Genomic DNA, 25615 nt, shown 5'->3' with positions numbered 1-25615 from the left:
ATGAGGCTAAAACAACACCGTCAGCCTGAGCTGACGGTGTTTTGAGAGCATTACGCGGTCAGGCGGGATGCGTCCTGCGCGATGACCAACTCTTCGTTGGTCGGGATCACCAGCGCCAGGCGGCTGCCGTCTTTGGTGATGGCGCCGGATTTGCCGAAGCGAGCGGCCATGTTGCGGTCGTGGTCGATTTCGAAGCCCAGCAGGCCCAGTTTGTTCAGGGTCAGCTCACGCACCATGCCGGCGTTCTCGCCGATGCCGCCGGTGAAGATCACCGCGTCCAGACGGCCTTCCATCAGCGCGCTGTATGCGCCGACGTATTTGGCCAGACGGTGGCAGAACACGTCCATTGCGCGTTTGGCGTCGGCTTTGCTGTCGTAGTTGTCTTCAACGTAACGGCAGTCGCTGGTGACTTCGGTCAGGCCCAGCAGGCCGGATTCTTTGGTCAGCATTTTGTTGATCTGGTCAACGCTCATGCCCAGAGAATCGTGCAGGTGGAAGATGATAGCCGGATCGATATCACCGCTGCGGGTGCCCATCACCAGGCCTTCCAGCGGGGTCAGACCCATGGAGGTGTCTACGCACTGGCCGTTGCGCACTGCGGTGACGGAACCGCCGTTGCCCAGGTGGCAGGTGATCACGTTCACTTCTTCCACCGGCTTGTTCAGCATCTTCGCGGCTTCCTGAGTCACGTAGAAGTGGCTGGTGCCGTGCGCGCCGTAGCGGCGAACGCCGTGGTCGCGGTACAGGCTGTACGGCAGGGCGTACAGGTAAGATTCTTCCGGCATGGTCTGGTGGAACGCGGTGTCGAACACGGCAACGTTCTTGTCAGCCAGGTGAGGGAAGGATTTCAGCGCTTCCGCGATGCCGATCAGGTGAGCCGGGTTGTGCAGTGGTGCAAACGGCACGGAATCTTTGATACCCTGCAGAACTTCGTCGTTGATCACGGCAGAAGCGGTGAACTTCTCGCCGCCGTGCACGATGCGGTGGCCGATAGCGGTCAGCTGCGCAGAAAGCTCTGGTTTTTGTGCCAGAATAGTATTAACAATGAAGTTCAGCGCTTCGCTGTGTGCAGCGCCGGCCCCCAGGGCAGCTTCGTGTTTGGCGCCGTCCATTTTCCACTTGATGCGAGCTTCAGGCAGGTGGAAACACTCGGCCAAACCGGAGAGGAATTCGTCGCCGTTAACGGCATCGATGATGGCGAATTTCAGAGAAGAACTGCCGCAGTTAAGAACCAGTACTAGCTTACTCGACATGGAAGTACCTACTTAAATAGTCGTGTTGTTAAAAGAAAATCGAACACACGTGGTGAATTAATCGTCAATCAGACAACAAGCGTAGCGCATAGTGCCGATGACATTTATGATTAACATCATGTGAAGTGCACAAATCACAGGATGATGGAAAAACCGATGATTTCTCTGCGGTTTAAATAATCTTGATTTTTATAGGGCTAAAAGTTGACAAAATTTGCGTCATCTTCTACCGGCCACAAGGCCGGCTTAGGATACCGATAGCCCGGTGCAAACACAAAATAAATTTAAAGCTTCAAATTTTTTAGTATTGTCTCTGGCAGCACGCTTTTAGTTTCTTTACGTGACGTTGAGGTACGCAATGACGAGCAAACCGTCCGGTTCCGTAAGCTGGTTTCAGGTCTTCCAGCGCGGGCAGCATTATATGAAAACCTGGCCGTCAGACAAACGTCTGGCACCGGTCTTTCCGGAGAACCGCGTTGCGCGTGCCACCCGTTTCGCTATCCGTTTCATGCCGCCGTTGGCGATTTTCACGCTGACGTGGCAGATCGCGCTCGGCGGCCAGCTTGGCCCTGCGATCGCCACCGCGTTGTTCGCCTGCAGCCTGCCGATGCAGGGGCTGTGGTGGCTGGGGCGCCGTTCGGTCACGCCGCTGCCGCCGACGCTGCTGCAATGGTTCCATGAGGTGCGCAACAAGCTAACGGAGGCCGGGCAGGCGGTAGCACCGCTCGAAGGCACGCCGACCTATCAGACGTTGGCCGATCTGCTCAAGCGTGCGTTCAAGCAGCTGGACAAAACCTTCCTCGACGATCTGTAACTGAAAAAAGGCCGCGTTGATGCGGCCTTTTTCGTCTAAGCGTCAATAACCCCGGTTTAAATCAAAGAACGGTCGAGTTGTGATTTCCTGCGTTCTTGCGCTGTGCGATGCTCCCGCCATCACACAGAAATGAGGAAATCCTGATGGAAATGACCAATGCCCAGCGGCTGATCCTGTCGAACCAGTACAAGATGATGACCCTGCTCGATCCGGGCAACAGCGATCGTTATCGTCGGTTGCAGACCATCGTCGAACGCGGCTTCGGGTTGCAAATGCGCGAGCTGGATCGCGACTTTGGCGAACTGAGCGAAGAGGTGTGCCGCACCATCATCAGCGTGATGGAGATGCATCATGCGCTGCAGGTTTCCTGGGGCAACCTGAAAGAGAAGCAGGATCTGGACGAGCGCCGCCTGGCGTTTCTCGGCTTCGACGCCGCCACCGAGGCCCGCTACCTGAGCTACGTGCGTTTCCTGGTCAGCACCGAGGGGCGTTATACTCACTTCGATTCCGGCAGCCACGGTTTCAACGCCCAGACCAAAATGTGGGAGAAATACCAGCGTATGCTGGCGATCTGGCTGGCTTGTCCGCGCCAGTATCACTTGAGCGCCGTTGAGATAGCGCAAATCATCAATGCTTGATTAAGAAGAGGTTTTCTGTGGAGTGTAAGGGTTTTCTGTTCGATCTTGATGGCACCCTGGTGGATTCGTTGCCGGCGGTAGAGCGCGCCTGGACGCACTGGGCCGAGCGCCGCGGCGTCAACCCGCAAGCGGTGCTGGACTTCATTCACGGTAAACAGGCCATTACTTCTCTGCGCCACTTTATGCCGGGCGAAAGCGAAGCGGAAATTCAGCGCGAGTTCCAACTGCTGGAGCAGGTGGAAGCGCAGGATACCGATGGCGTTCGCGCATTGCCGGGTGCGATTGCGCTGCTGGAGCGCCTGAACGCACTCGGTATCCCTTGGGCGATCGTCACCTCCGGTTCGGTGCCGGTGGCCGGCGCTCGCCGCCAGGCCGGCGGTTTGCCATTGCCGGAGGTGTTCATTACCGCCGAGCAGGTTAAACACGGTAAGCCACAGCCCGATGCCTATCTGCTGGGCGCCGAGCGTCTGGGGCTGGCGCCGCACGAGTGCGTGGTAGTCGAAGACGCGCCGGCCGGCATTCTCGCCGGTCTGGCGGCGGGCTGCCAGGTGATCGCGGTCAACGCGCCGGCGGATGCGCCGAAGCTAGAGCAGGTCGACCTGCGGCTGGATTCGTTGGCGCAGATTGTCGTCGATAAAACGGTGCAGGGCGCGATCGTTCGCCGGCTGGCCTGAGCGGCACTATCTTCACCCTAATTGATTAGACCCCGCCTCGGCGGGGTTTTTTTATGCTATTTTTTAGGCCTTTGGACATTTGCCGGATGAGGCCGTTTTGAACAGCGAATTACTGTGGGTGCTGAGTTTACTGCTGATTGCCATCGTGCTGTTTACCACCAACAAGCTGCGCATGGATGTGGTGGCGCTGTTGGTGATCATCGCCTTCGTGCTGAGCGGCACGCTCAGCCTGCAGGAGGCGACGGTCGGTTTCAGCGATCCCAACGTGATTTTGATCGCGGCGCTGTTCGTGATCGGCGAAGGGTTGGTGCGCACCGGTGTGGCCTATCAAGTCGGCGATTGGCTGGTGAAAGTGGCCGGCAGCAGTGAAACCAAAATGTTGATGCTGCTGATGGTGACGGTCGCCGGGCTGGGTGCGTTTATGAGCTCGACCGGCGTGGTGGCGATCTTTATCCCGGTGGTGCTCAGCGTGACGGCCAGAATGAAGATCGCGCCGGGGCGGCTGATGATGCCGCTCAGCTTCGCCGGGCTTATCAGTGGCATGATGACGCTGGTGGCCACGCCGCCCAACATGGTGGTCAACAGCGAACTGGTGCGCGAAGGCATCCATGGTTTCGGTTTCTTCAGCGTGACGCCCATTGGCCTGGCGGTACTGGCGCTGGGCGTCGGTTACATGCTGATCGCCCGCCGTTGGCTGGGCAGCGGTGAAACGGGCAACGCCGGCGATGGCTGGCAGCGCCGTACCTTCCGCGATTTGATCCGCGACTACAAGCTGACCGGCCGCGCGCGGCGGCTGGCTGTCCGCAGCGCTTCGCCGCTGATCGGACGTTCGCTGGATGAACTGCACTTGCGTGCGCGCTATGGCGCCAACGTGGTGGGCATCGAGCGCTGGAAACGCTTCCGGAGGGTGATGGTCAGTGCCTCCGGCAGCACCGAGCTGCGCGAGGGCGACGTCCTCTTGATCGACATGTCGGACAGTCAGGTCGACCTGCGCGAATTCTGCGGCGAGCAGCGGCTGGAACCGATGGTGCTGCGCGGCGATTACTTCTCTGAACAGTCACGCAACGTCGGCATGGCGGAGGTGTCGCTGATCCCGGACTCGGCGCTGCTGGGCAAAAGCCTGCGCGAAGCGGCGTTCCGCAGCCGCTACGATCTGAACGTGGTGGGCATCCGCCGCCACGGCGAGACGCTGGGCGGCAAGCTGGTGGACGAATCGCTGGAGCTGGGTGACATTTTGCTGGTGATCGGCGACTGGAAGGCGATCCGTCAGTTGCAGGCCAAAACCCACGATTTTATCGTGCTCAACTTGCCGGCCGAAGTGGACGAAGTGGCGCCGGCGATCACACAGGCGCCGCACGCGCTGTTTTGTCTGGCGTTGATGGTGGCGATGATGCTGACCGACGAAATTCCCAACCCGATCGCAGCGCTGATCGCCTGCCTGCTGATGGGCAAGTTCCGCTGTATCGACATGGAGAGCGCCTATAAATCGATCCATTGGCCGAGCATCATTTTGATCGTCGGGATGATGCCGTTCGCGCAGGCGCTGCAAAAGACCGGCGGGGTGGATCTGATCGTCAGGGGGCTGATGGACGTCGCCGGCGGCGCGGGGCCGCGCGTGATGCTGCTGTGCCTGTTCGTCTTGTGCGCCACCATCGGGCTGTTTATTTCCAACACCGCGACGGCGGTGCTGATGGCGCCGATCGCCATCGCCGCCGCGCGCGAAATGGGCGTCTCGCCATACCCGTTCGCGATGATTATCGCCATCGCCGCGTCCGCCGCCTTTATGACGCCGGTCTCTTCACCGGTCAACACGCTGGTGCTGGGGCCGGGCAATTACAAGTTCGGCGATTTCGTGCGTCTCGGCGTGCCGTTCACCCTGTTGGTGATGGCGGTCAGCGTGATTGTGGTGCCGTGGCTCTACGGCTTTTAACGGCGCAGCGCGGCTGCGCCGGCGGGATTACAGCGAACTGTCGAGGCTGATTTCGTCCAATGACAGGCTGAAGCTGGGAATGAACACGTCCATGAAGTAGTCCATTTCCGGGCTGCGGCGCTGTTCCAGAGTTTTATCCAGCCGCGCCTTGGCCAGGGTGAATTCGTTGTTGCCGGCAGAGAGTTCCTCCAGGCATTTCAGGTAGGCGCACAGCGCGTCCGCCTGCTTCACCACCTGCTTTTCATCTTCGCTGTAGTAGTGCTCATCGAGAATGGTGCGGAAATCGTTGCGCAGCTCCGCGGGGATCATGTCCAGCAGTTTTTGCTGGGCGATCTTTTCGATCTTCTTGTATTCATGGGCGATCTGCGGATTGTAGTACTTGATCGGCGTCGGCATGTCGCCGGTGATCACTTCGCTGGCGTCGTGGTACATCGCCAGCAGCGCAACGCGGTCAGCGTTGAGGTTGCCGTTGAATTTGCGGTTCTTGATCACCGCTAACGCGTGGGCGACAAAGGCCACCTGCAAACTGTGTTCGGAGACGTTCTCGGTACGCACGTTGCGCATCAGTGGCCAGCGGTTGATCAGTTTCAGGCGGGACAGATGGGCGAAGAAATGGCTCTGGCTCATGGTGCTCTCTTTAACGGCAAGTGAGGGCCCCATTGTGAAGCAGTGACGGCGAATTTTGCAACCGGGCTGTGATAGAAGGGCGCAGCAAGGCGCTGCGCCCCGGGCGATTACTGGTGGTAACCTTCCAGGAAACGGCCCAGCTTGCCGACCGCCATTTCCAGTTCATCTACGCGCGGCAGGGTGACGATGCGCACGTGATCCGGGTAAGGCCAGTTGAACGCGGTGCCCTGCACCAGCAGCACTTTTTCCTGCAGCAGCAGATCCAGTACCAGTTTCTGGTCGTCATGGATATTGAAACGTTTGGCGTCGATGCGCGGGAACATGTACAGCGCCCCCTGCGGCTTCACGCAAGAGACGCCCGGAATGTCGTTGAGCAGTTCCCAGGTGCGATTGCGCTGTTCGTACAGGCGGCCGCCGGGCTGAATGAATTCGCTGATGCTCTGATAACCGCCCAGCGCGGTTTGAATGGCGTGTTGCATCGGCACGTTGGCGCACAGGCGCATCGAAGCCAGCATCTCCAGCCCTTCGATATAGCCTTTGGCGTGCTTCTTCGGCCCGTTCAGCACCATCCAGCCCTGGCGGAAGCCCGCCACGCGGTAGGTTTTCGACAGGCCGTTGAAGGTCACGGTCAGCAGATCCGGCGCCAGCGCGGCGATCGAATGGTGCTCGGCTTCGTCATACAGGATCTTGTCGTAGATCTCGTCGGCGAAGATGATCAGGTTGTGCTGACGGGCGATCTCGACGATCTGTTCCAGCAGCGCTTTGCTGTAAACCGCGCCGGTCGGGTTGTTCGGGTTGATGATAACGATGCCGCGGGTGCGCGGGGTGATCTTGCTGATGATGTCGTCCAGATCCGGGAACCAGCCGGCCTGCTCATCGCACAGGTAGTGCACGGCCTTGCCGCCGGACAGCGATACCGCGGCCGTCCACAGCGGGTAGTCCGGCGCCGGTACCAGCATTTCGTCGCCGCTGTTGAGCAGCGCCTGCATGGATTGAACGATCAGCTCCGAGACGCCGTTACCAATGTAGATATCCTCAACGGTCACGTCACGCATATTGCGCGCCTGATAGTGCTGCATGATCGCTTTACGCGCCGAGAAGAGGCCTTTGGAATCGGAGTAGCCTTGCGCCGTGGGCAGATTGCGGATCACGTCGACCAGGATTTCGTCCGGGGCGTCGAAACCGAACGGGGCAGGGTTGCCGATGTTCAGTTTCAGGACTTTGTTGCCTTCTTCTTCAAGACGTTTAGCTTCTTTAAGCACCGGGCCGCGAATGTCATAGCAGACGTTGTCCAGTTTGCTGGATTTCTCAATGGGGGACATAAAAAGTTGAGCCTTTTGCTGGGATAGGGGCGCTCCTACCGTGGGACGCCGCAACCCGCCCAATGTACTCCTGGCGTAGTTGCTTTTGAAGGGTTTTGCACGCCTTTGGTGCAAATGCATGTCGTAACGGGGGATTTTAGTTATGATAAGCAAAGGTAAAGTTATTTTGTGGTTCATAATTTCATGAACTATAATTTTAATAGGGTTTTGTTCTGTAAAATCATGCTTCAATAAACGCGACGTGCCGGCGGCCGCGGCCGGCAGCAGTGAACTGATAAGCCGGAAGGGAGAATAGGCTTCAATAAACTGTAAAGGAACGATAATACCGGAGTAGTCTGATAGCGGGTTGTCGGATGGCGCACCACACTAAGAAAAATGACATATTTACATTAGCTTTACTTTATATTTTGTCTTAAGCATTGTTTATGTGGTTATAGGATTATTATTTAAAGTGAAAATCTTACTGATTGAATTTATTAAATTCATTGTGCGGTAACACGAAGTCGGTACCGTTAATTATTTATCTTTTTTGCGCTGTAATGCAGTCTGAACGCCGTTTGATAAGGGTTCTCAGTAGCACGAATGGAGTGGAAATTAGGCAGTGTGAATGAGTAAAATCTCAGGTTCGGTAGGGTTTTTCCCTTTTCACCGGTATTTAGTCCCCCGCGTTCTATAAGCATCATCGATAGATCGCATTTTAAAAAGCGATAGAGGTAACGAATCATAAGTAATTTTTTTGCCCTCCACTTATGAGTGGGGTACTGTCATAACAGGCTCCGTCCTTTTTCAACGGCGTCTGAGAAACACACCAGGGTAGTAGTTCGTAAATTAGAATTTAAAAAAGTGAAGAATACACTATGACAACTGCAAATCGTCCGATACTTAATCTCGACCTCGATCTGCTAAGAACCTTTGTTGCGGTTGCTGATTTGAATACCTTTGCGGCGGCGGCCGTCGCCGTATGCCGTACTCAATCAGCCGTCAGCCAGCAAATGCAGCGATTAGAGCAACTGGTCGGCAAAGAACTGTTTGCCCGCCATGGGCGTAACAAACTCCTGACTGAGCATGGTATTCAGCTTCTCGGTTATGCCAGGAAGATCCTGCGCTTTAACGACGAAGCCTGTACCTCGCTGATGTACAACAATATTAAAGGTGTTTTGACCATCGGCGCTTCCGACGATACCGCTGATACCATTCTGCCTTTCCTGTTAAACCGCGTGACGGCCATCTATCCGAAGCTGGCTATTGACGTGCGCGTAAAGCGCAGCACGACGATGGTCGATTTGCTGGAAGAGGGCGAGATCGATCTGGCGGTGACCACGGCCGATCCGGCCGGACATCCACACATCGTGCTGCGCACGTCGCCGACGCTGTGGTACTGCGCTGCGGATTACCACTATCAGGCCGGCGAACCGATCCCGTTGGTGGTGATGGACGAGCCAAGTCCGTTCCGCGCGTTGGCGATCAAACAGTTGGACGAAGCCGGTATCCCGTGGCGTATCGCCTACGTCGCCTCCACGCTGTCCGCGGTGCGGGCGGCCTGTAAGGCCGGACTGGGCGTGACCGCGCGGCCGATCGAGATGATGAGCCCCGATCTGCGGGTGCTTGGCGCGGTGGAAGGTTTACCGCCGCTGCCGGATACCCAGTATGCGCTGTGCAAAAACGCGCAGTGCAGCAACGAGCTGGCGATGGCCATCTTCAGCGCGATGCAGGGCGGCAATGACGGTTATGGCTTCAACGGCGCGGAAGCCGGACTCCAGGGCGATCGAGATGGCGCCAGCCTGGTGGACGAAGAAGAGTAACGCTGCGGCGTGATATCTGATGAAAAACCTCTGCTTCGGCGGAGGTTTTTTTTGCCCTTTTTCTGGCGAATTTCACTGTTATAGGGATTTAATGGCAATTCTGTTATGAGTTGGCTGTTTTATTAACTTTTAAGCGTTACTGAAAAGAGCGTTTGGCCGGATTTAAGAGGCTGAGTTTGTTTTTTGAGCAATAAGATTGAATGAGTTAAAGGCATGGTAAAAGCAGGGTTATTTTGTTAGCTTATAGCGGCCGTTTTTGCGGCTTAATTTGAGGAAAATTGTTAAAGGGCCACACTTTTTTTGAGGATTTATGCTGAAAACGTGTCCTGGATCAAAAAAATACCCCTAGGTAGTGAGTGGAAGAACAGGGAATTCCTGAGACAATGGTATAGTAAAACTGAAATGTGCACGTTGGTTTATATCTATCTGTTTCTACACAAAAATTAACTGACACGATTTAGCCTGTCCCTGGCGCATCAAATGTTAATCAAATGATACGTATGTAAACTAGTGTGTAGATACTTTTGTCAAAGTTGACAAAAGGTTATAGAAAGGAGTAAAAAGCCCACAGAAAAACGCTGCCTAACTCGCTGTAAAAGCAGTTTGTTTGTGTGGTTATTTATCCTTCCCTTAAATCGATGTGGCGCACTAACTGCCGGTGACAAGAGCAGTGCGATCGACGCCACTTTTGATGAGTAAGCATAGAGTATGTCAACAACCACTGAAGTTATCGCTCATCACTGGGCGCTCGCCGTATTTCTCGTCGTGGCTATCGGGCTTTGCGGCTTAATGCTGCTGGGTGCGTTCTTCTTGGGCGGGAGAGCCCGGGCACGCGCCAAACACACCCCGTTTGAATCAGGCATCGACTCGGTCGGCACGGCGCGCATGCGCTTGTCCGCCAAGTTCTACCTGGTGGCCATGTTCTTCGTTATTTTCGACGTTGAAGCCTTATACCTGTATGCCTGGTCGGTCTCGGTTCGCGAGAGCGGTTGGGTAGGCTTTATCGAAGCCGCCATTTTCATTTTGGTGCTATTGGCCGGTCTGGTTTATCTGGTGCGCATCGGCGCGTTGGATTGGACTCCGGCGCGTTCCCAACGCCGCAGCAAACCGAGCACGATCACTAACACCAACAGTCATCCGCAGTAACAGCGAGGCATTAAGATGGACTATACGCTCACCCGCATAGACCCGAACGGTGAGAACGACCGTTATCCCCTGCAAAAACAGGAGATCGTCGCCGATCCCCTGGAACAACAGGTCCACCGCACGGTTTACATGGGTAAACTCGAACATGCGCTGCATGACATGGTGAACTGGGGGCGTAAAAACTCTATTTGGCCGTATAACTTCGGCCTTTCGTGCTGTTACGTGGAGATGGTGACGTCGTTTACCGCCGTTCACGACGTGGCGCGTTTCGGTGCGGAAGTATTGCGCGCCTCCCCGCGTCAGGCTGACCTGATGGTGGTGGCCGGCACCTGTTTCACCAAGATGGCCCCGGTCATTCAACGCCTGTACGAGCAGATGCTGGAACCGAAGTGGGTGATCTCGATGGGCGCCTGCGCCAACTCCGGCGGCATGTACGACATCTATTCCGTGGTGCAGGGCGTGGACAAATTCCTGCCGGTCGACGTGTACATTCCCGGCTGCCCGCCGCGTCCGGAAGCCTACATGCAAGCGCTGATGCTGCTGCAGGAATCCATCGGCAAAGAACGTCGCCCGCTGTCGTGGGTTGTCGGCGATCAGGGCGTTTACCGCGCCAATATGCAGTCTGAAAGAGAGCGTAAACACGGCGAGCGCATCGCGGTGACCAACCTCCGGACGCCTGACGAGATTTAAGACGTTCATTTAACGTCCATCTTAGTGCGCTATTGGTGAACACAGCGAAAAGTGAAACTTGCGGCGAATAACCCTTTAGTGTGGTGAAAAAAAATTATGACAGATTTGACGACGCACGACGCCTTGCCTGCCTGGCAGACCCGAGATCACCTTGACGACCCGGTGATCGGCGAACTGCGCAACCGTTTTGGGCCGGAAGCCTTTACTGTTCAGGCCACCCGTACCGGCATGCCCGTGGTATGGGTTAAACCTGACCAGTTGCTGGAAGTAATGACGTTCCTGAGAAAACAGCCGAAGCCGTATGTCATGCTGTTCGATCTGCATGGCGTGGACGAACGTCTTCGCACCCACCGCGACGGCCTGCCCGCTGCGGATTTCTCCGTTTTCTACCATCTGATTTCCATCGAACGCAACCGCGACATCATGCTGAAGGTAGCGCTGTCTGAAAAAGACCTGCACGTGCCGACGGCGACCAAGGTGTTCCCGAACGCCAACTGGTACGAGCGCGAAACCTGGGAAATGTTCGGTATCACCTTCGACGGCCACCCGCACCTGTCGCGCATCATGATGCCGCAGACCTGGGAAGGGCACCCGCTGCGTAAGGACTACCCTGCGCGCGCCACCGAATTCGATCCTTTCGTGCTGACCAAGCAGAAAGAAGATCTGGAGATGGAAGCGCTGACCTTCAAGCCGGAAGACTGGGGCATGAAGCGCGGCACCGAGAACGAAGACTTCATGTTCCTCAACCTCGGCCCGAACCACCCGTCCGCGCACGGTGCGTTCCGCATCATTCTGCAGCTGGACGGCGAAGAGATCGTCGACTGCGTGCCGGATATCGGCTATCACCACCGCGGCGCCGAGAAGATGGGCGAGCGTCAATCCTGGCACAGCTACATTCCGTACACCGACCGTATCGAGTACCTCGGCGGCTGCGTGAACGAAATGCCTTACGTGCTGGCGGTCGAGAAGCTGGCCGGCATCAAGGTGCCTGAGCGCGTCGACACCATCCGCGTGATGCTGTCCGAGCTGTTCCGCATCAACAGCCACCTGCTGTACATCTCCACCTTCATTCAGGACGTCGGCGCGATGACCCCGGTGTTCTTCGCCTTTACCGACCGTCAGAAAATCTACGATCTGGTGGAAGCGATCACCGGTTTCCGTATGCACCCGGCCTGGTTCCGCATCGGCGGCGTCGCGCACGATCTGCCGCGCGGCTGGGATCGCCTGCTGCGTGAATTCCTCGACTGGATGCCGAAGCGTCTGGACTCTTACGTGAAAGCGGCGCTGAAGAACAGCATCCTGAAAGGCCGTTCCATCGGCGTAGCGTCTTACAACGCCAAAGAAGCGCTGGAGTGGGGCGTGACCGGCGCCGGCCTGCGCGCGACCGGCGTTGAGTTCGACGTGCGTAAATGGCGTCCGTACTCCGGCTACGAGAACTTCGACTTCGAAGTGCCGGTCGGCGACGGCACCAGCGACTGCTACACCCGCGTGATGCTGAAGGTGGAAGAGCTGCGCCAGAGCCTGCGCATCCTCGAACAGTGCCTGAACAACATGCCGGAAGGCCCGTTCAAGGCCGATCACCCGCTGACCACGCCGCCGCCGAAAGAGCGCACGCTGCAGCATATTGAAACGCTGATCACCCACTTCCTGCAGGTTTCCTGGGGCCCGGTGATGCCAGCGAACGAATCATTCCAGATGATTGAAGCCACCAAAGGGATCAACAGCTACTACCTGACCAGCGACGGCAGCACCATGAGCTACCGCACTCGGGTACGTACGCCGAGCTTTGCGCACCTGCAGCAGATCCCATCGGTCATCCGTGGCAGCCTGGTTTCCGACCTGATCGTCTATCTGGGTAGTATCGATTTTGTAATGTCAGATGTGGACCGCTAACTATGCATGATCAAAAAGACAATCACGCAGTCAATGATGCGCTCGAGCCCATCAACGCAGCCGCTCCTCAGAGCGGCGTTGATGCATTTGTACTGAGCGCGGAAGAACGTGATGCGATCGAGCACGAAAAGCACCATTACGAGGATCCGCGCGCCGCTTCCATCGAAGCACTGAAAATTGTGCAGAAGCAGCGCGGCTGGGTTCCGGACGGTGCGATTTACGCCATCGCGGAAGTGCTGGGTATCCCCGCCAGCGACGTAGAAGGCGTGGCCACGTTCTACAGCCAGATTTTCCGTCAGCCAGTAGGACGTCACGTGATCCGTTATTGTGACAGCGTCGTTTGTCACATCACCGGTTACCAGGGCATTCAGGCCGCTATCGAGAAGAAGCTGAACATCAAGCCGGGTCAAACCACCTTTGATGGCCGCTTCACGCTGTTGCCGACCTGCTGTCTGGGCAACTGCGATAAAGGGCCGACCATGATGATTGACGAGGACACTCACAGTCAGCTGAAGCCTGAAGATATCGAGACGCTACTGGAGCAGTATCAATGACCAAGCACATTGTACGCACTCCCGAAACGCATCCGCTGACCTGGCGGCTGCGCGATGACAAGCAGCCGCTGTGGCTGGACGAGTACCGCAGCAAAAACGGCTATGCCGGCGCAGAAAAGGCCCTCAAAGGCCTGGCCCCGGACGAGATCGTCAGCCTGGTGAAAGACTCTGGGCTGAAGGGCCGCGGCGGCGCGGGCTTCTCCACCGGTTTGAAGTGGAGCCTGATGCCGAAGGACGAATCCATGAACATCCGTTACCTGCTGTGTAACGCCGATGAGATGGAGCCGGGCACCTACAAAGACCGCCTGCTGATGGAGCAGCTGCCGCACTTGCTGGTGGAAGGCATGCTGATCTCCGCGTTCGCGCTGAAAGCCTACCGCGGCTACATCTTCCTGCGCGGTGAGTACATCGAAGCGGCGGCGCACCTGCGCCGCGCCATCGCGGAAGCCACCGAAGCCGGCTATCTGGGCAAGAACATTCTCGGCACCGGGTTTGATTTCGAGCTGATTGTGCATACCGGCGCCGGCCGTTACATCTGCGGTGAAGAAACCGCGCTGATCAACTCGCTGGAAGGCCGCCGCGCCAACCCGCGTTCCAAGCCGCCATTCCCGGCCAGCGCCGGCGTGTGGGGCAAGCCGACCTGCGTCAACAACGTCGAAACGCTGTGCAACGTGCCGGCCATTCTGGCGAACGGCGTGGAGTGGTATACCGGCATCTCCGGCAGTGAAGACAAAGGCACCAAGCTGATGGGCTTCTCCGGCCGGGTGAAAAATCCGGGCGTCTGGGAGCTGCCGTTCGGCACCACCGCGCGCGAGATCCTGGAAGACTACGCCGGCGGCATGCGTGACGGTTTGCGCTTCAAAGCCTGGCAGCCGGGCGGCGCGGGTACCGACTTCCTGACTGCCGATCACCTCGATCTGCCGATGGAATACGGCGCGATCGGCAAAGCCGGCAGCCGTCTCGGCACCGCGCTGGCGATGGCGGTAGACCACGAGATCGGCATGGTGCCGCTGGTGCGTAACCTGGAAGAGTTCTTCGCCCGCGAGTCCTGCGGCTGGTGTACGCCATGCCGCGACGGCCTGCCGTGGAGCGTGAAGATCCTGCGCGCGTTGGAAAACGGCGAAGGGCAGCCGGGGGATATCGAAACCCTCGAGCAGCTGTGCCGCTCCCTAGGCCCGGGCAAAACCTTCTGCGCCCACGCGCCAGGTGCCGTAGAGCCACTGCAAAGCGCGATTAAATATTTCCGTGAAGAGTTCGAGGCGGGCATCGCCGTGCAGCACTTCGGCAACGCTCATGCGATTGGCGGCATTCAGCCGAACAATCTGCTGAAGCAGCGCTGGTAAGCCGACTCGCCCGAACACGGCCAGAATTTTTGATTAACGCCTGCCGCAAGGCAGGCCACTTGGAAGCATGCTGACTATGGCTACGATTCATGTAGACGGCAAAGAGTATGAGGTAGACGGAGCGGACAACCTGCTGCAGGCTTGTCTCTCCCTCGGCCTTGATATTCCTTACTTTTGCTGGCATCCGGCGCTGGGAAGCGTCGGCGCTTGCCGCCAATGTGCGGTAAAGCAATACCAAAACGCGGAAGATACGCGCGGCCGTTTGGTGATGTCCTGTATGACCCCGGCGTCCGACGGCACCTTCATCTCCATCGATGACGGCGAAGCGAAGCAGTTCCGTGAAAGCGTGGTCGAGTGGTTGATGACCAACCACCCGCACGATTGCCCGGTCTGTGAGGAAGGCGGTAACTGTCACCTGCAGGATATGACGGTAATGACCGGCCACAGCTTCCGTCGCTACCGCTTCACCAAACGCACCCACAACAATCAGGAGCTGGGTCCGTTCATCTCGCACGAGATGAACCGCTGCATCGCCTGCTACCGCTGCGTGCGTTACTACAAAGACTATGCGGACGGCACCGACTTCGGCGTGTACGGCGCGCACGACAACGTCTACTTCGGTCGCCCGGAAAGCGGCACGCTGGAAAGCGAGTTCTCCGGCAACCTGGTGGAAGTGTGCCCGACCGGCGTATTCACCGACAAAACGCACTCCGAACGCTATAACCGTAAATGGGACATGCAGTTCGCGCCGAGCATTTGCCAGCAGTGCAGCATCGGCTGTAACACCAGCCCGGGTGAGCGCTATGGCGAGCTGCGCCGTATCGAAAACCGTTACAACGGCAGCGTGAACCACTACTTCCTGTGCGACCGCGGCCGTTTCGGTTACGGCTACGTCAACCAGAAAGATCGTCCGCGTCAACCGCAGCAGCTGCGCGGCGATGACTGGATCACTCTGAACGCCGAGCAGGCGATGCAGGGCGCGGCGGACATCCTGCGTCAGGCGAAGAAAACCATCGGTATCGGCTCCCCGCGTGCCAGCCTGGAAAGCAACTTCGCGCTGCGCGAGCTGGTCGGCGCCGAGAACTACTACACCGGTATCGCTCAGGCGGAGCAATCACGCCTGGCGCTGATGCTGAACGTGCTGAAAAACGGCGGCGTCCATACGCCGGCGCTGCGTGAGATCGAAGATTACGACGCGGTGCTGGTGCTGGGCGAAGACCTGACGCAAACCGGTGCGCGCATCGCGCTGTCCGTGCGCCAGGCCGTCAAAGGTAAAGCCCGCGCGATGGCGGCGGCACAGCGCGTGGCCGACTGGCAGATCGCGGCGGTGCAAAACATCGGTCAGCACGCCAAGTACCCGCTGTTCACCACCAACGTTGACAACACTCGCCTGGACGACATCGCCGCCTGGAACTACCGCGCGCCGGTAGACGAGCAGGCGCGCTTCGGCTTCGCCATCGCTCACGCGCTGGACAGCGCGGCGCCGGCGGTGAACGACCTGGCTGAAGGCCTGAACAAGAAAGTCGATATCATCGTGCAGGCGCTGACCGGCGCACGCAAACCGTTGATCGTGACCGGCAGCAACGCCGGCAGCGAAGCCATCATCGAAGCGGCGGCCAACATCGCCAAAGCGTTGAAAGGCCGCGGTTCCGATGTTGGCATCACCTTCGTGGCGGGCGCTGCCAACAGCATGGGTCTGGCGATGATCGGCGGCGGTTCGCTCGATCAGGCGCTGGAACAGCTGGCGAGCGGCGCAGCCGATACCGCCATCGTGATGGAAAACGATCTCTATCGTCATGCGCCGGCGGCGCAGGTGGACGCAGCGTTGGCCAAGGTCAACAACCTGATCGTCGCCGACCACCAGCGCACCGCGATCATGGACAAAGCCAACCTGATCCTCTCCTCGGCCAGCTTCGCCGAGAGCGACGGTACGCTGATCAACCAGGAAGGCCGCGCGCAGCGCTTCTTCCAGGTATACGATCCGGCTTACTACGACGACGCCAAGAAAAACCAGTTCACCGTGATGCTGGAAAGCTGGCGCTGGATGCACTCGCTGCACTCCACCTACACCAGTCGCCACGTGGACTGGACACAGCTCGATGACGTGATCGCCGCTTGCGTCGCCGCGTTGCCGCAGCTGCAGGGCATCGTTGACGCCGCGCCGGACGCGACTTTCCGCATTCGCGGTCAGAAGCTGGCGCGTTCGCCGCACCGTTCCAGCGGCCGTACCGCCATGCGCGCCAACATCAGCGTGCACGAGCCGCGTCAGCCGCAGGATAAGGACACCATGTTCGCCTTCTCGATGGAAGGAAACAACAGCCCGCTGGCCGATCGTCAACAAATCCCGTTCGCCTGGGCGCCAGGCTGGAACTCACCGCAGGCATGGAACAAGTTCCAGGCCGAAGTGGGCGGCAAACTGCGCCACGGCGATCCGGGTGTGCGCCTGATCGAAGCGGGGGAGGGCAGCCTCGGTTACTTCGACCGCGTGCCTGCCGCGTTCAATCCGAACGACGGATGGCGTGTCGCGCCGTACTACCACCTGTTCGGCAGCGACGAAATGTCGCAGCGCTCTCACGTAATCCAGCAGCGCATGCCGGAAGCCTACGTGATGGTCAACCCGGCCGACGCGGCGACGCTTGGCGTCAACGCGGGCAGCCTGGTGGAGTTCAGCTGCGCGGGCCAGACTCTGCGTCTGCCGGTGCGTCTGAGTGAAACCCTGACCCAGGGCCAGGTTGGTTTGCCGCTCGGCTTGCCAGGGATCCCGCCGATCTTGGTGGGTGCTAAGGTAGACAATCTGCGGGAGGCGGCACGATGAGCTGGTTTACCCCTGAGGTGATCGACATTCTGATCGCCGTTCTTAAAGCGGTCGTGATCCTGTTGGTGGTCGTGGCGTGCGGGGCATTCATGAGCTTCGGCGAACGCCGCCTGCTCGGCCTGTTCCAGAACCGCTACGGACCGAACCGCGTAGGCTGGGGCGGCTCGCTGCAGCTGGTCGCCGACATGATCAAAATGTTCTTCAAGGAAGACTGGGTGCCGAGATTCTCCGACCGGGTGATCTTCACCCTGGCGCCGATGATCGCCTTTACTTCCCTGTTGCTGGCATTTGCCATCGTTCCGGTCAGCCCGACCTGGGCGGTGTCCGATCTCAACATCGGTATTCTGTTCTTCCTGATGATGGCCGGCCTGGCGGTGTACGCCGTGCTGTTCGCCGGATGGTCGAGCAACAACAAATACTCGCTGTTGGGCGCGATGCGCGCCTCTGCGCAAACCCTGAGCTACGAAGTGTTCATCGGCCTGTCACTGATGGGCGTAGTGATGCAGGCGGGCTCATTCAACATGCAGGCGATCGTTGAATCCCAGGCGCACGTCTGGAACGTCATTCCGCAGTTCTTCGGCTTCGTGACCTTCGCGATCGCCGGCGTGGCGGTGTGCCACCGTCACCCGTTTGACCAGCCGGAAGCCGAGCAGGAACTGGCCGACGGTTACCACATCGAATATTCCGGCATGAAGTTCGGTCTGTTCTTCGTGGGGGAATACATCGGTATCGTCACCGTGTCCGCCCTGATTGTGACGTTGTTCTTCGGCGGCTGGCAGGGTCCGTTCCTGCCGCCATTCATTTGGTTCGCGTTGAAAACGGCCTTCTTCATGATGATGTTCATCCTGATCCGTGCCGCGCTGCCGCGTCCGCGTTATGACCAGGTGATGTCCTTCGGCTGGAAAGTGTGCCTGCCGCTGACGCTGCTGAACCTGCTGGCAACCGCCGCGGTCATTTTGTACAACGCTCAATAAGGGGTGAATAAACCATGACATTGAAAGAGTTAGTGGTTGGTTTCGGCACCCAGGTGCGCAGCATTTGGATGATTGGCATGCATGCCTTCGCCAAGCGCGAAACCCAGATGTATCCGGAAGAACCGGTTTACCTGCCGCCGCGCTACCGCGGCCGCATCGTGCTGACGCGCGATCCGGACGGCGAAGAGCGCTGCGTCGCCTGTAACCTGTGTGCGGTTGCCTGCCCGGTCGGCTGTATCTCGCTGCAAAAAGCGGAGCAGAAAGACGGCCGTTGGTATCCGGAGTTCTTCCGCATCAACTTCTCGCGCTGCATTTTCTGTGGCCTGTGCGAAGAGGCTTGCCCAACCACCGCTATCCAGCTGACGCCGGATTTCGAACTGGGTGAGTACAAGCGCCAGGATCTGGTGTACGAAAAAGAAGATCTGTTGATCTCGGGGCCGGGTAAATATCCGGAATATAACTTCTACCGGATGGCCGGTATGGCGATTGACGGCAAAGCCAAAGGCGAAGCCGAAAACGAAGCCAAGCCGATCGACGTCAAAGGTCTGTTGCCCTAAGGAGCCAGCAAGCATGGAAATTGCATTTTACCTGGCAGGTTTGATTGCGGTGGCCGCGACGATTCGCGTGATCACCCATACCAACCCTGTGCATGCGCTGCTGTATCTGATCGTCTCGTTATTGGCGATCTCGGCAGTCTTCTTCTCTCTCGGCGCCTACTTTGCCGCCGCGTTGGAAATCATCGTCTATGCGGGCGCCATCATGGTGCTGTTCGTGTTCGTGGTGATGATGCTGAACCTCGGCAACGTACAGCAGCAAGAGCGCGACTGGATGAAGCCGACGGTGTGGATCGGGCCTGGCCTGTTGTCGCTGGCGCTGCTGGTGGTATTGATCGTCGCTATCCGCAGCGTATCCGACCAGGGTATCAGCGGCGAGATGGTCGACGCGAAGGCGGTGGGCATCAGCCTGTTCGGGCCTTACGTACTGGCGGTTGAGCTGGCTTCAATGCTGCTGTTGGCGGGTCTGGTTGTCGCCTTCCATATCGGCCGCGAGCACAAGCCTGGCGAGGTGCTGAGCAACGCGCCGGCGAGTGGCGAAATGGCGAGAAGAAAATCGGAGGAGCAAGCATGATCCCTCTTCAACACGGCCTGATCCTGGCGGCTATCCTGTTTGTGCTCGGGCTGACCGGGCTGCTGGTGCGCCGCAACCTGCTGTTTATGCTGATCAGCCTGGAAGTGATGATCAACGCTGCGGCGTTGGCGTTTATCGTGGCGGGAAGCTACTGGGGCCAGGCGGACGGTCAGGTGATGTACATCCTGGCGATCAGCCTGGCGGCAGCCGAGGCCAGTATCGGCCTGGCGCTGCTGCTGCAGCTCTACCGTCGTCGTCATACCCTGAATATTGATACTGTCAGTGAGATGCGCGGATGAACCTATTATATTTAACAATTCTGCTACCGCTGATCGGGTTCCTGCTGTTGGCATTTTCCCGCGGTCGTTGGTCTGAGAACACGGCGGCCACCGTCGGCGTGGGCTCTATCGGCCTGGCTGCGCTGGTCACGGTATATGTGGCGATGGATTTCTTCGCCCAGAAAGCCGCCGGCGTACAGCTGTTCGAGCAAAGCCTGTGGACCTGGATGGCCGTCGGCAACTTCAATATCGGCGTGACCCTGGTGCTGGACGGCCTGTCGCTGACCATGCTGTCGGTGGTCACCGGCGTTGGCTTCTTCATCCACATGTTCGCCTCTTGGTACATGCGCGGTGAAGAGGGCTACTCGCGCTTCTTCGCTTACACCAACCTGTTTATCGCCAGCATGGTGGTATTGGTACTGGCGGACAACCTGCTGCTGATGTATCTGGGTTGGGAAGGTGTGGGCCTGTGCAGCTACCTGTTGATCGGTTTCTACTACAAAGATCCGGCCAACGGCGCGGCGGCGATGAAAGCCTTCATCGTGACCCGCGTGGGCGACGTGTTCCTGGCGTTCGCGCTGTTCATCCTCTACAACGAGCTGGGCACGCTGAATATCCGCGAGCTGATGATCCTGGCACCGCAGAAACTGGCGGTGGGCGATACGGCCATCACCTGGGCGACCCTGATGCTGCTGGGCGGCGCGGTCGGTAAATCGGCGCAGCTGCCGTTGCAAACCTGGTTGGCGGACGCGATGGCGGGCCCAACCCCGGTTTCCGCACTGATCCACGCGGCGACCATGGTGACCGCGGGCGTCTATCTGATCGCCCGTACGCACGGCCTGTTCCTGATGGCACCGGAAGTGCTGCACCTGGTGGGCATCGTCGGTGCGGTCACTCTGCTGCTGGCCGGCTTCGCCGCGCTGGTGCAGACCGACATCAAGCGCGTGCTTGCTTACTCTACCATGAGCCAGATCGGTTACATGTTCCTGGCGCTGGGTGTGCAGGCATGGGACGCGGCGATCTTCCACCTGATGACTCACGCGTTCTTCAAGGCGCTGCTGTTCCTGTCGTCCGGTTCGGTGATCCTGGCTTGCCACCACGAGCAAAACATCTTCAAGATGGGCGGCCTGCGCAAGAGCATCCCGCTGGTGTACGTCTGCTTCCTGGTAGGTGGCGCGGCGCTGTCTGCGTTGCCGCTGGTCACGGCCGGCTTCTTCAGTAAGGACGAGATCCTGGCGGGCGCGATGGCCAACGGCCACATCAACCTGATGGTGGCCGGCCTGGTCGGTGCATTCATGACCTCGCTGTACACCTTCCGTATGATTTTCATCGTGTTCCATGGCGAAGAGAAAATCAAAGCGCATGCCGGTAAAGGCATCACTCACCACCTGCCGCTGTTGGTTCTGCTGGTGCTGTCCACCTTCGTCGGCGCGATGATCGTGCCGCCGTTGCAGGGCGTGTTGCCGGATACGACCGAACTGGCGCACGGCAGCGTGCTGACGCTGGAAATCACCTCCGGCGTGGTGGCTATCGTCGGCATTTTGCTGGCGGCTGCGCTGTGGCTGGGCAAACGCAGCCTGGTCAACAGCATCGCCAACAGCGCGCCGGGGCGTTTCTTCTCGACCTGGTGGTTCCATGCCTGGGGCTTCGACTGGCTGTATGACAAAGTGTTCGTCAAGCCGTACCTGGGCATTGCGAAGCTGCTGCAACGCGATCCGCTGAACTCGCTGATGAACCTGCCGGCCGTCTTCTCCCGCTGGGGGAACCGCGGTCTGACGGTGAGCGAGAACGGTCAGGTGCGTTGGTATATAGCGTCTATGGGTGTGGGTGCAGTGGTCGTATTGGCTCTGTTGATTTTGGTTTAATTGAATAATTTAAACAGACGCATTTTTCGGGCGTAGCGCCGGGCAGGCGCTACGTACAAAGTTTGAAATTATTCGTATAAGGGACACAAAACGCCATGCTATTACCTTGGCTAATTCTTATCCCCTTTATCGGCGGTCTGCTGTGCTGGCAGCTTGAGCGCTTCGGTACTAAGGTACCGCGCTGGATAGCGCTGATCGCAATGGGGCTGACGTTGGCGCTCTCTCTGCAGCTGTGGATGCAGGGCGGCTATACATTGACCACGCCGAAAGGCATTCCGCAGTGGCAGAGCGAATTCTTGCTGCCGTGGATCCCGCGCTTCGGCATCTCCATCCACCTGGCGCTGGACGGCCTGTCGCTGCTGATGGTGGTGTTGACCGGTCTGCTGGGTGTGCTGGCGATCCTCTGTTCCTGGCGTGAAATCCAGAAGTATCAGGGCTTCTTCCACCTCAACCTGCTGTGGATCCTGGGCGGCGTTATCGGCGTGTTCCTCGCCATCGACATGTTCCTGTTCTTCTTCTTCTGGGAAATGATGTTGGTGCCGATGTACTTCCTGATCGCGCTGTGGGGCCACAAGGCGTCGGACGGTAAAACCCGCATCACTGCAGCGACCAAGTTCTTCATCTACACCCAGGCCAGCGGTCTGGTGATGCTGATTGCGATCCTGGGCCTGGTGTTCGTGCACTACAACGCGACCGGCGTGTGGACCTTCGATTACGAAGACCTGCTGCAAACGCCGATGTCCCACAACGTGCAATATGTATTGATGCTGGGCTTCTTCATCGCCTTCGCGGTGAAAATGCCGGTGGTGCCGCTGCATGGCTGGTTGCCGGATGCGCACAGCCAGGCACCGACCGCAGGTTCCGTCGACCTGGCGGGCATCTTGCTGAAAACCGCGGCCTATGGCCTGCTGCGTTTCAGTCTGCCGCTGTTCCCTGAGGCTTCGCACGAATTCGCGCCAATCGCCATGTGGCTGGGCGTGGTCGGTATCTTCTACGGCGCCTGGATGGCGTTCGCGCAGACCGACATCAAGCGTCTGATTGCCTACACCTCGGTTTCGCACATGGGCTTCGTGCTGATCGCCATCTACACCGGCAGCCAGTTGGCTTACCAGGGCGCGGTGATCCAGATGATCGCGCACGGTCTGTCAGCCGCCGGTATGTTTATCATCTGCGGCCAGCTGTATGAGCGTCTGCATACCCGTGACATGCGTCAGATGGGCGGCCTGTGGGGGCGTATCAAGTTCATCCCTGCGCTGTCGCTGTTCTTCGCCGTGGCTACGCTGGGGATGCCGGGTACCGGTAACTTCGTCGGCGAATTCATGATTCTGTTCGGCAGCTACCAGGTGGTGCCGGTGATCACCGTGATTTCTACCTTTGGTCTGGTGTTCGCTTCGGTTTACTCGCTGATCATGATGCAGCGCGCTTATTACGGTGCGCCTAAATCCGACCAGCCGCTGCAGGGCATGACCGCGCGCGAGCTGTTCATCATTCTGCTGCTGGTGGTGTTGCTGGTTCTGCTGGGGGTTTACCCGCAGCCGATTCTGGATACTTCCAACGCGGCGATGAGCAACGTGCAACACTGGTTTGGTTCGTCAGTTTCAGCAATTTCAACAACAAGGCCGTAATTCGCCATGACAATAACTCCTCAACAACTGATCGCACTGCTGCCGCTGTTGATCGTCGGATTGACGGTGGTGGTTGTGATGCTAGGCATTGCGTGGCGACGCGACCACTTTATCAACGCCACCCTGACCGTGATCGGTCTCAACCTGGCGCTGCTTTCGCTGTACTTTGTCGGCCAGGCAGGCCCAATGGACGTCACCCCGCTGCTGCGGGTTGACGGTTACTCGATGTTCTACACCGGGCTGGTGCTGCTGGCGAGTCTGGCGACCTGCACCTTCGCCTATCCGTGGCTGGTCGGCTATCCGGATAACCGCGAAGAGTTCTACCTGCTGGTGCTGATCGCCGCCATGGGTGGCATCCTGCTGGCGAGCGCCAACCATCTGGCTTCGCTGTTCATCGGTATCGAGCTGATCTCGCTGCCGCTGTTCGGCCTGGTGGGCTACGCCTACCGCCAGAAGCGCCCGCTGGAAGCCGCCATCAAGTACATGCTGCTGTCCGCCGCCGCCTCGTCGTTCCTGCTGTTCGGCATGGCGCTGCTGTATGCCGAGTCCGGCGATCTGTCGCTGGCCGGCCTCGGCAAGAGCCTGCAGGAAAACATGATGCACCAGCCGCTGATCCTGGCCGGCATGGGCATGATGATCGTCGGTCTGGGCTTCAAGCTGTCGCTGGTACCGTTCCAACTGTGGACGCCGGACGTGTATCAGGGCGCGCCTGCGCCGGTCTCGACCTTCCTGGCAACCGCCAGCAAGATCGCGATCTTTGCGGTAGTGATGCGTTTGTTCCTGTATGCCCCGGCCGCCGACAACGAAGCGCTGCGCATGGTGCTGTCGATCATCGCGTTCTGCTCTATCTTGTTCGGCAACCTGATGGCCATCAGTCAGACCAACATCAAGCGTCTGCTGGGCTACTCGTCGATCGCTCACCTGGGCTACCTGCTGGTGGCGCTGATTGCGGTGCAAACCCATCAGCTGTCGCTGGAAACCGCCGGCGTTTACCTGGCCGGTTATCTGTTCAGCAGCCTGGGCGCCTTCGGCGTGGTCAGCCTGATGTCCAGCCCGTACCGCGGCCCGGATGCGGATTCGCTGTTCTCTTACCGTGGTCTGTTCTGGCATAAGCCGATCTTGTCCGCGGTGATGACGGTGATGATGCTGTCGCTGGCCGGTATCCCGATGACGCTGGGCTTTATCGGTAAGTTCTTCGTGATCGCGATGGGCGTCAGCGCGCACCTGTGGTGGTTGACCGGCGCGGTTGTGGTAGGCAGCGCCATCGGCCTGTACTACTACCTGCGCGTGACCGTCAGCCTGTTCCTCAGCGCGCCGGAATCGCTGCAGCGCGATACCCCGAACAACTGGGCGTTGACCGCCGGTGGTGTCGTGGTGCTGATCTCCGCCGCACTGGTGCTGCTGTTGGGCGTCTACCCGCAGCCGCTGATTTCGCTGGTGCAAATGGCTCAGCCGACGTTCTGATAACGCTTCAGACAGTAAAAAGGTCGCTTCGGCGACCTTTTTTTATGGGCAGGGGAAAGAAGCTATTACAACGTCATTTGTGCCGGTTGGCAGCGATAGAGGACAGCCAGCTTTTCCCGGGTTTTCTTTTGTGGTTTCGAGTGAGGGGCTTCCCATTGAGAAACGGCGGATTGTGTCGTGCCCAATTTTTCCGCTACATCGTATTGCGAGAGGCCACGGAAAATTCGCCAAGCGGCAATCAAGCTGACGTCTTGATCCAGCATGATGGAAACGACTTCATGGGGGACGGTTTCATCATCATGCTTATCGGCATGGTAGGGAAGAGGCTCGTAGTCCTCTTGCTGTCTCACAAGCCTTTTATACTCATCGAGCGGCAATACCACATAGAGCGGCTGGCCGGAGTCATCATGGATATACTGTAACTTCGCCATTCGGCATACCTCTGACTTTCAATAAGTTGTCGATGTTCTGCGTTTTACCTGCTGAATCAGGCACACGACAGGTTCATCATCGACGATCTCAAAAATAATGCGGTAGTTCCCTGCGCGTAGACGAGACGGTACTGGTTATCGGTACCGTGCAGCTTTTTAATGTCCAGTCTGACGGTCGGGAAAGTGCCCAAGAGTTCAACCTTGTGCGCAATGGTCAACCGGTTCTGAGAAGGCAGAGTCATCAATTGTTTCAGTGCCTTACGTGACCAGCTGATCTTTGCCATTGTTCCCTCGGGCCGAATGCACGTCCTGTGCAGTGATTAGATAATAAGCTTTATATCTTATTATT

22 protein-coding genes and 1 pseudogene are annotated in these 25615 nt (G+C 58.3%); 18 read left to right on the top strand and 5 right to left on the bottom strand.

Going from position 1 to position 25615, the window contains the following annotated elements:
- Nucleotides 1-50 precede the first annotated feature (50 nt).
- Nucleotides 51-1253, bottom strand: coding sequence for an acetate kinase (gene ackA / locus EGY12_RS23280; RefSeq protein ID WP_004936063.1), 1203 nt, complete (start codon nucleotides 1251-1253; stop codon nucleotides 51-53).
- A gap of 358 nt (nucleotides 1254-1611) precedes the next feature.
- Here ackA and yfbV point away from each other — a divergent pair, with 358 nt between their 5' ends.
- The 4 genes from yfbV (at nucleotide 1612) to EGY12_RS23260 (ending at nucleotide 5309) form a co-directional block, all read left to right on the top strand.
- Nucleotides 1612-2067 carry a terminus macrodomain insulation protein YfbV gene (gene yfbV, locus EGY12_RS23275; protein ID WP_004936061.1) on the top strand — a complete coding sequence of 152 codons (456 nt, stop codon included), beginning with the start codon at nucleotides 1612-1614 and terminating at the stop codon, nucleotides 2065-2067.
- Nucleotides 2068-2210: 143 nt separating this feature from the next.
- Entirely contained in the window at nucleotides 2211-2705 is a 495-nt protein-coding gene (locus EGY12_RS23270; RefSeq protein WP_123895525.1) for a YfbU family protein, read from the top strand.
- 17 nt (nucleotides 2706-2722) lie between these two features.
- The gene (locus EGY12_RS23265; protein WP_123895524.1) at nucleotides 2723-3379 is read left to right on the top strand and encodes a sugar phosphatase; all 657 of its coding nucleotides are present in this window, start codon (nucleotides 2723-2725) and stop codon (nucleotides 3377-3379) included.
- Nucleotides 3380-3476: 97 nt separating this feature from the next.
- On the top strand, nucleotides 3477-5309 hold the full coding sequence (locus EGY12_RS23260; protein WP_253722907.1) for an SLC13 family permease: 1833 nt from the start codon (nucleotides 3477-3479) through the stop codon (nucleotides 5307-5309).
- Nucleotides 5310-5336: 27 nt separating this feature from the next.
- Here the strand turns inward: EGY12_RS23260 and yfbR are convergent, their stop codons facing one another.
- Together yfbR and EGY12_RS23250 are read right to left on the bottom strand one after the other, a co-directional pair.
- On the bottom strand, nucleotides 5337-5936 hold the full coding sequence (gene yfbR / locus EGY12_RS23255) for a 5'-deoxynucleotidase (RefSeq protein WP_025303666.1): 600 nt from the start codon (nucleotides 5934-5936) through the stop codon (nucleotides 5337-5339).
- A 107-nt stretch (nucleotides 5937-6043) separates the two neighbouring features.
- Complete coding sequence (locus tag EGY12_RS23250; RefSeq protein ID WP_004936047.1) at nucleotides 6044-7258, bottom strand: pyridoxal phosphate-dependent aminotransferase; 1215 nt, start codon at nucleotides 7256-7258, stop codon at nucleotides 6044-6046.
- An 857-nt stretch (nucleotides 7259-8115) separates the two neighbouring features.
- On the opposite strand from EGY12_RS23250, the gene lrhA reads away from it, so the two are divergent.
- The 14 genes from lrhA to nuoN all read left to right on the top strand — a co-directional run bounded on the left by lrhA (nucleotide 8116) and on the right by nuoN (nucleotide 24835).
- Nucleotides 8116-9060 (top strand): transcriptional regulator LrhA, encoded by a 945-nt coding sequence (gene lrhA / locus EGY12_RS23245; protein ID WP_064289767.1) that lies wholly within the window; start codon nucleotides 8116-8118, stop codon nucleotides 9058-9060.
- A gap of 708 nt (nucleotides 9061-9768) precedes the next feature.
- Nucleotides 9769-10206, top strand: coding sequence for an NADH-quinone oxidoreductase subunit NuoA (nuoA, locus tag EGY12_RS23240; protein WP_025303663.1), 438 nt, complete (start codon nucleotides 9769-9771; stop codon nucleotides 10204-10206).
- Between the two features lie 15 nt (nucleotides 10207-10221).
- Nucleotides 10222-10896: an NADH-quinone oxidoreductase subunit B family protein gene (locus EGY12_RS23235; RefSeq protein ID WP_004936039.1), complete on the top strand. Its 675-nt coding sequence runs from the start codon at nucleotides 10222-10224 to the stop codon at nucleotides 10894-10896.
- A 96-nt stretch (nucleotides 10897-10992) separates the two neighbouring features.
- Complete coding sequence (gene nuoC, locus EGY12_RS23230) at nucleotides 10993-12789, top strand: NADH-quinone oxidoreductase subunit C/D (RefSeq protein WP_004936036.1); 1797 nt, start codon at nucleotides 10993-10995, stop codon at nucleotides 12787-12789.
- 2 nt (nucleotides 12790-12791) lie between these two features.
- Nucleotides 12792-13343, top strand: coding sequence for an NADH-quinone oxidoreductase subunit NuoE (gene nuoE, locus EGY12_RS23225; RefSeq protein ID WP_004936034.1), 552 nt, complete (start codon nucleotides 12792-12794; stop codon nucleotides 13341-13343).
- Nucleotides 13340-14686, top strand: a complete 1347-nt coding sequence (nuoF, locus tag EGY12_RS23220; protein WP_004936030.1) for an NADH-quinone oxidoreductase subunit NuoF — start codon at nucleotides 13340-13342, stop codon at nucleotides 14684-14686. The genes nuoE and nuoF overlap by 4 nt, the downstream gene beginning before the upstream one ends.
- Nucleotides 14687-14762: 76 nt before the next feature.
- On the top strand, nucleotides 14763-17501 hold the full coding sequence (gene nuoG, locus EGY12_RS23215) for an NADH-quinone oxidoreductase subunit NuoG (RefSeq protein WP_048234759.1): 2739 nt from the start codon (nucleotides 14763-14765) through the stop codon (nucleotides 17499-17501).
- Nucleotides 17498-18475: an NADH-quinone oxidoreductase subunit NuoH gene (gene nuoH, locus EGY12_RS23210; RefSeq protein ID WP_033643858.1), complete on the top strand. Its 978-nt coding sequence runs from the start codon at nucleotides 17498-17500 to the stop codon at nucleotides 18473-18475. Before nuoG ends, nuoH begins: the two co-directional genes overlap by 4 nt.
- A 14-nt stretch (nucleotides 18476-18489) precedes the next feature.
- Nucleotides 18490-19032, top strand: a complete 543-nt coding sequence (gene nuoI, locus EGY12_RS23205) for an NADH-quinone oxidoreductase subunit NuoI (protein ID WP_025160170.1) — start codon at nucleotides 18490-18492, stop codon at nucleotides 19030-19032.
- A gap of 13 nt (nucleotides 19033-19045) precedes the next feature.
- The gene (gene nuoJ, locus EGY12_RS23200; RefSeq protein ID WP_019453717.1) at nucleotides 19046-19603 is read left to right on the top strand and encodes an NADH-quinone oxidoreductase subunit J; all 558 of its coding nucleotides are present in this window, start codon (nucleotides 19046-19048) and stop codon (nucleotides 19601-19603) included.
- Nucleotides 19600-19902, top strand: a complete 303-nt coding sequence (gene nuoK / locus EGY12_RS23195; RefSeq protein ID WP_004936014.1) for an NADH-quinone oxidoreductase subunit NuoK — start codon at nucleotides 19600-19602, stop codon at nucleotides 19900-19902. The genes nuoJ and nuoK overlap by 4 nt, the downstream gene beginning before the upstream one ends.
- The gene (gene nuoL, locus EGY12_RS23190; RefSeq protein ID WP_019453716.1) at nucleotides 19899-21746 is read left to right on the top strand and encodes an NADH-quinone oxidoreductase subunit L; all 1848 of its coding nucleotides are present in this window, start codon (nucleotides 19899-19901) and stop codon (nucleotides 21744-21746) included. Before nuoK ends, nuoL begins: the two co-directional genes overlap by 4 nt.
- Nucleotides 21747-21841: 95 nt before the next feature.
- Entirely contained in the window at nucleotides 21842-23371 is a 1530-nt protein-coding gene (nuoM, locus tag EGY12_RS23185; RefSeq protein WP_025160171.1) for an NADH-quinone oxidoreductase subunit M, read from the top strand.
- Between the two features lie 6 nt (nucleotides 23372-23377).
- Complete coding sequence (nuoN, locus tag EGY12_RS23180; protein ID WP_033635324.1) at nucleotides 23378-24835, top strand: NADH-quinone oxidoreductase subunit NuoN; 1458 nt, start codon at nucleotides 23378-23380, stop codon at nucleotides 24833-24835.
- Between the two features lie 65 nt (nucleotides 24836-24900).
- Here the strand turns inward: nuoN and EGY12_RS23175 are convergent, their stop codons facing one another.
- Nucleotides 24901-25266 carry a helix-turn-helix domain-containing protein gene (locus EGY12_RS23175; RefSeq protein WP_072022352.1) on the bottom strand — a complete coding sequence of 122 codons (366 nt, stop codon included), beginning with the start codon at nucleotides 25264-25266 and terminating at the stop codon, nucleotides 24901-24903.
- 18 nt (nucleotides 25267-25284) lie between these two features.
- Nucleotides 25285-25550: pseudogene (locus tag EGY12_RS23170) on the bottom strand (type II toxin-antitoxin system RelE/ParE family toxin).
- Between the last annotated feature and the right edge of the window lie 65 nt (nucleotides 25551-25615).

The sequence above is a fragment of the Serratia sp. FDAARGOS_506 genome (assembly GCF_003812745.1).
In the GTDB taxonomy this organism is placed as follows: domain Bacteria; phylum Pseudomonadota; class Gammaproteobacteria; order Enterobacterales; family Enterobacteriaceae; genus Serratia.
The sequence above is the reverse complement of the archived record's forward strand: the minus strand, read 5'-3'. Positions and strand labels throughout refer to the sequence as shown.

What these genes read in the sequence shown, in the direction of transcription:
- nuoG (WP_048234759.1), top strand. Translation starts at nt 14,763, where the DNA reads ATGGCTACGATTCATGTAGACGGCAAAGAGTATGAGGTAGACGGAGCG.
- EGY12_RS23235 (WP_004936039.1), top strand. Translation starts at nt 10,222, where the DNA reads ATGGACTATACGCTCACCCGCATAGACCCGAACGGTGAGAACGACCGT.
- EGY12_RS23250 (WP_004936047.1), bottom strand. Translation starts at nt 7,258, where the DNA reads ATGTCCCCCATTGAGAAATCCAGCAAACTGGACAACGTCTGCTATGAC.
- nuoM (WP_025160171.1), top strand. Translation starts at nt 21,842, where the DNA reads ATGCTATTACCTTGGCTAATTCTTATCCCCTTTATCGGCGGTCTGCTG.
- EGY12_RS23175 (WP_072022352.1), bottom strand. Translation starts at nt 25,266, where the DNA reads ATGGCGAAGTTACAGTATATCCATGATGACTCCGGCCAGCCGCTCTAT.
- nuoF (WP_004936030.1), top strand. Translation starts at nt 13,340, where the DNA reads ATGACCAAGCACATTGTACGCACTCCCGAAACGCATCCGCTGACCTGG.
- nuoI (WP_025160170.1), top strand. Translation starts at nt 18,490, where the DNA reads ATGACATTGAAAGAGTTAGTGGTTGGTTTCGGCACCCAGGTGCGCAGC.
- nuoK (WP_004936014.1), top strand. Translation starts at nt 19,600, where the DNA reads ATGATCCCTCTTCAACACGGCCTGATCCTGGCGGCTATCCTGTTTGTG.
- ackA (WP_004936063.1), bottom strand. Translation starts at nt 1,253, where the DNA reads ATGTCGAGTAAGCTAGTACTGGTTCTTAACTGCGGCAGTTCTTCTCTG.
- nuoC (WP_004936036.1), top strand. Translation starts at nt 10,993, where the DNA reads ATGACAGATTTGACGACGCACGACGCCTTGCCTGCCTGGCAGACCCGA.
- nuoH (WP_033643858.1), top strand. Translation starts at nt 17,498, where the DNA reads ATGAGCTGGTTTACCCCTGAGGTGATCGACATTCTGATCGCCGTTCTT.
- nuoL (WP_019453716.1), top strand. Translation starts at nt 19,899, where the DNA reads ATGAACCTATTATATTTAACAATTCTGCTACCGCTGATCGGGTTCCTG.
- yfbV (WP_004936061.1), top strand. Translation starts at nt 1,612, where the DNA reads ATGACGAGCAAACCGTCCGGTTCCGTAAGCTGGTTTCAGGTCTTCCAG.
- nuoJ (WP_019453717.1), top strand. Translation starts at nt 19,046, where the DNA reads ATGGAAATTGCATTTTACCTGGCAGGTTTGATTGCGGTGGCCGCGACG.
- lrhA (WP_064289767.1), top strand. Translation starts at nt 8,116, where the DNA reads ATGACAACTGCAAATCGTCCGATACTTAATCTCGACCTCGATCTGCTA.
- yfbR (WP_025303666.1), bottom strand. Translation starts at nt 5,936, where the DNA reads ATGAGCCAGAGCCATTTCTTCGCCCATCTGTCCCGCCTGAAACTGATC.
- nuoE (WP_004936034.1), top strand. Translation starts at nt 12,792, where the DNA reads ATGCATGATCAAAAAGACAATCACGCAGTCAATGATGCGCTCGAGCCC.
- nuoA (WP_025303663.1), top strand. Translation starts at nt 9,769, where the DNA reads ATGTCAACAACCACTGAAGTTATCGCTCATCACTGGGCGCTCGCCGTA.
- nuoN (WP_033635324.1), top strand. Translation starts at nt 23,378, where the DNA reads ATGACAATAACTCCTCAACAACTGATCGCACTGCTGCCGCTGTTGATC.
- EGY12_RS23270 (WP_123895525.1), top strand. Translation starts at nt 2,211, where the DNA reads ATGGAAATGACCAATGCCCAGCGGCTGATCCTGTCGAACCAGTACAAG.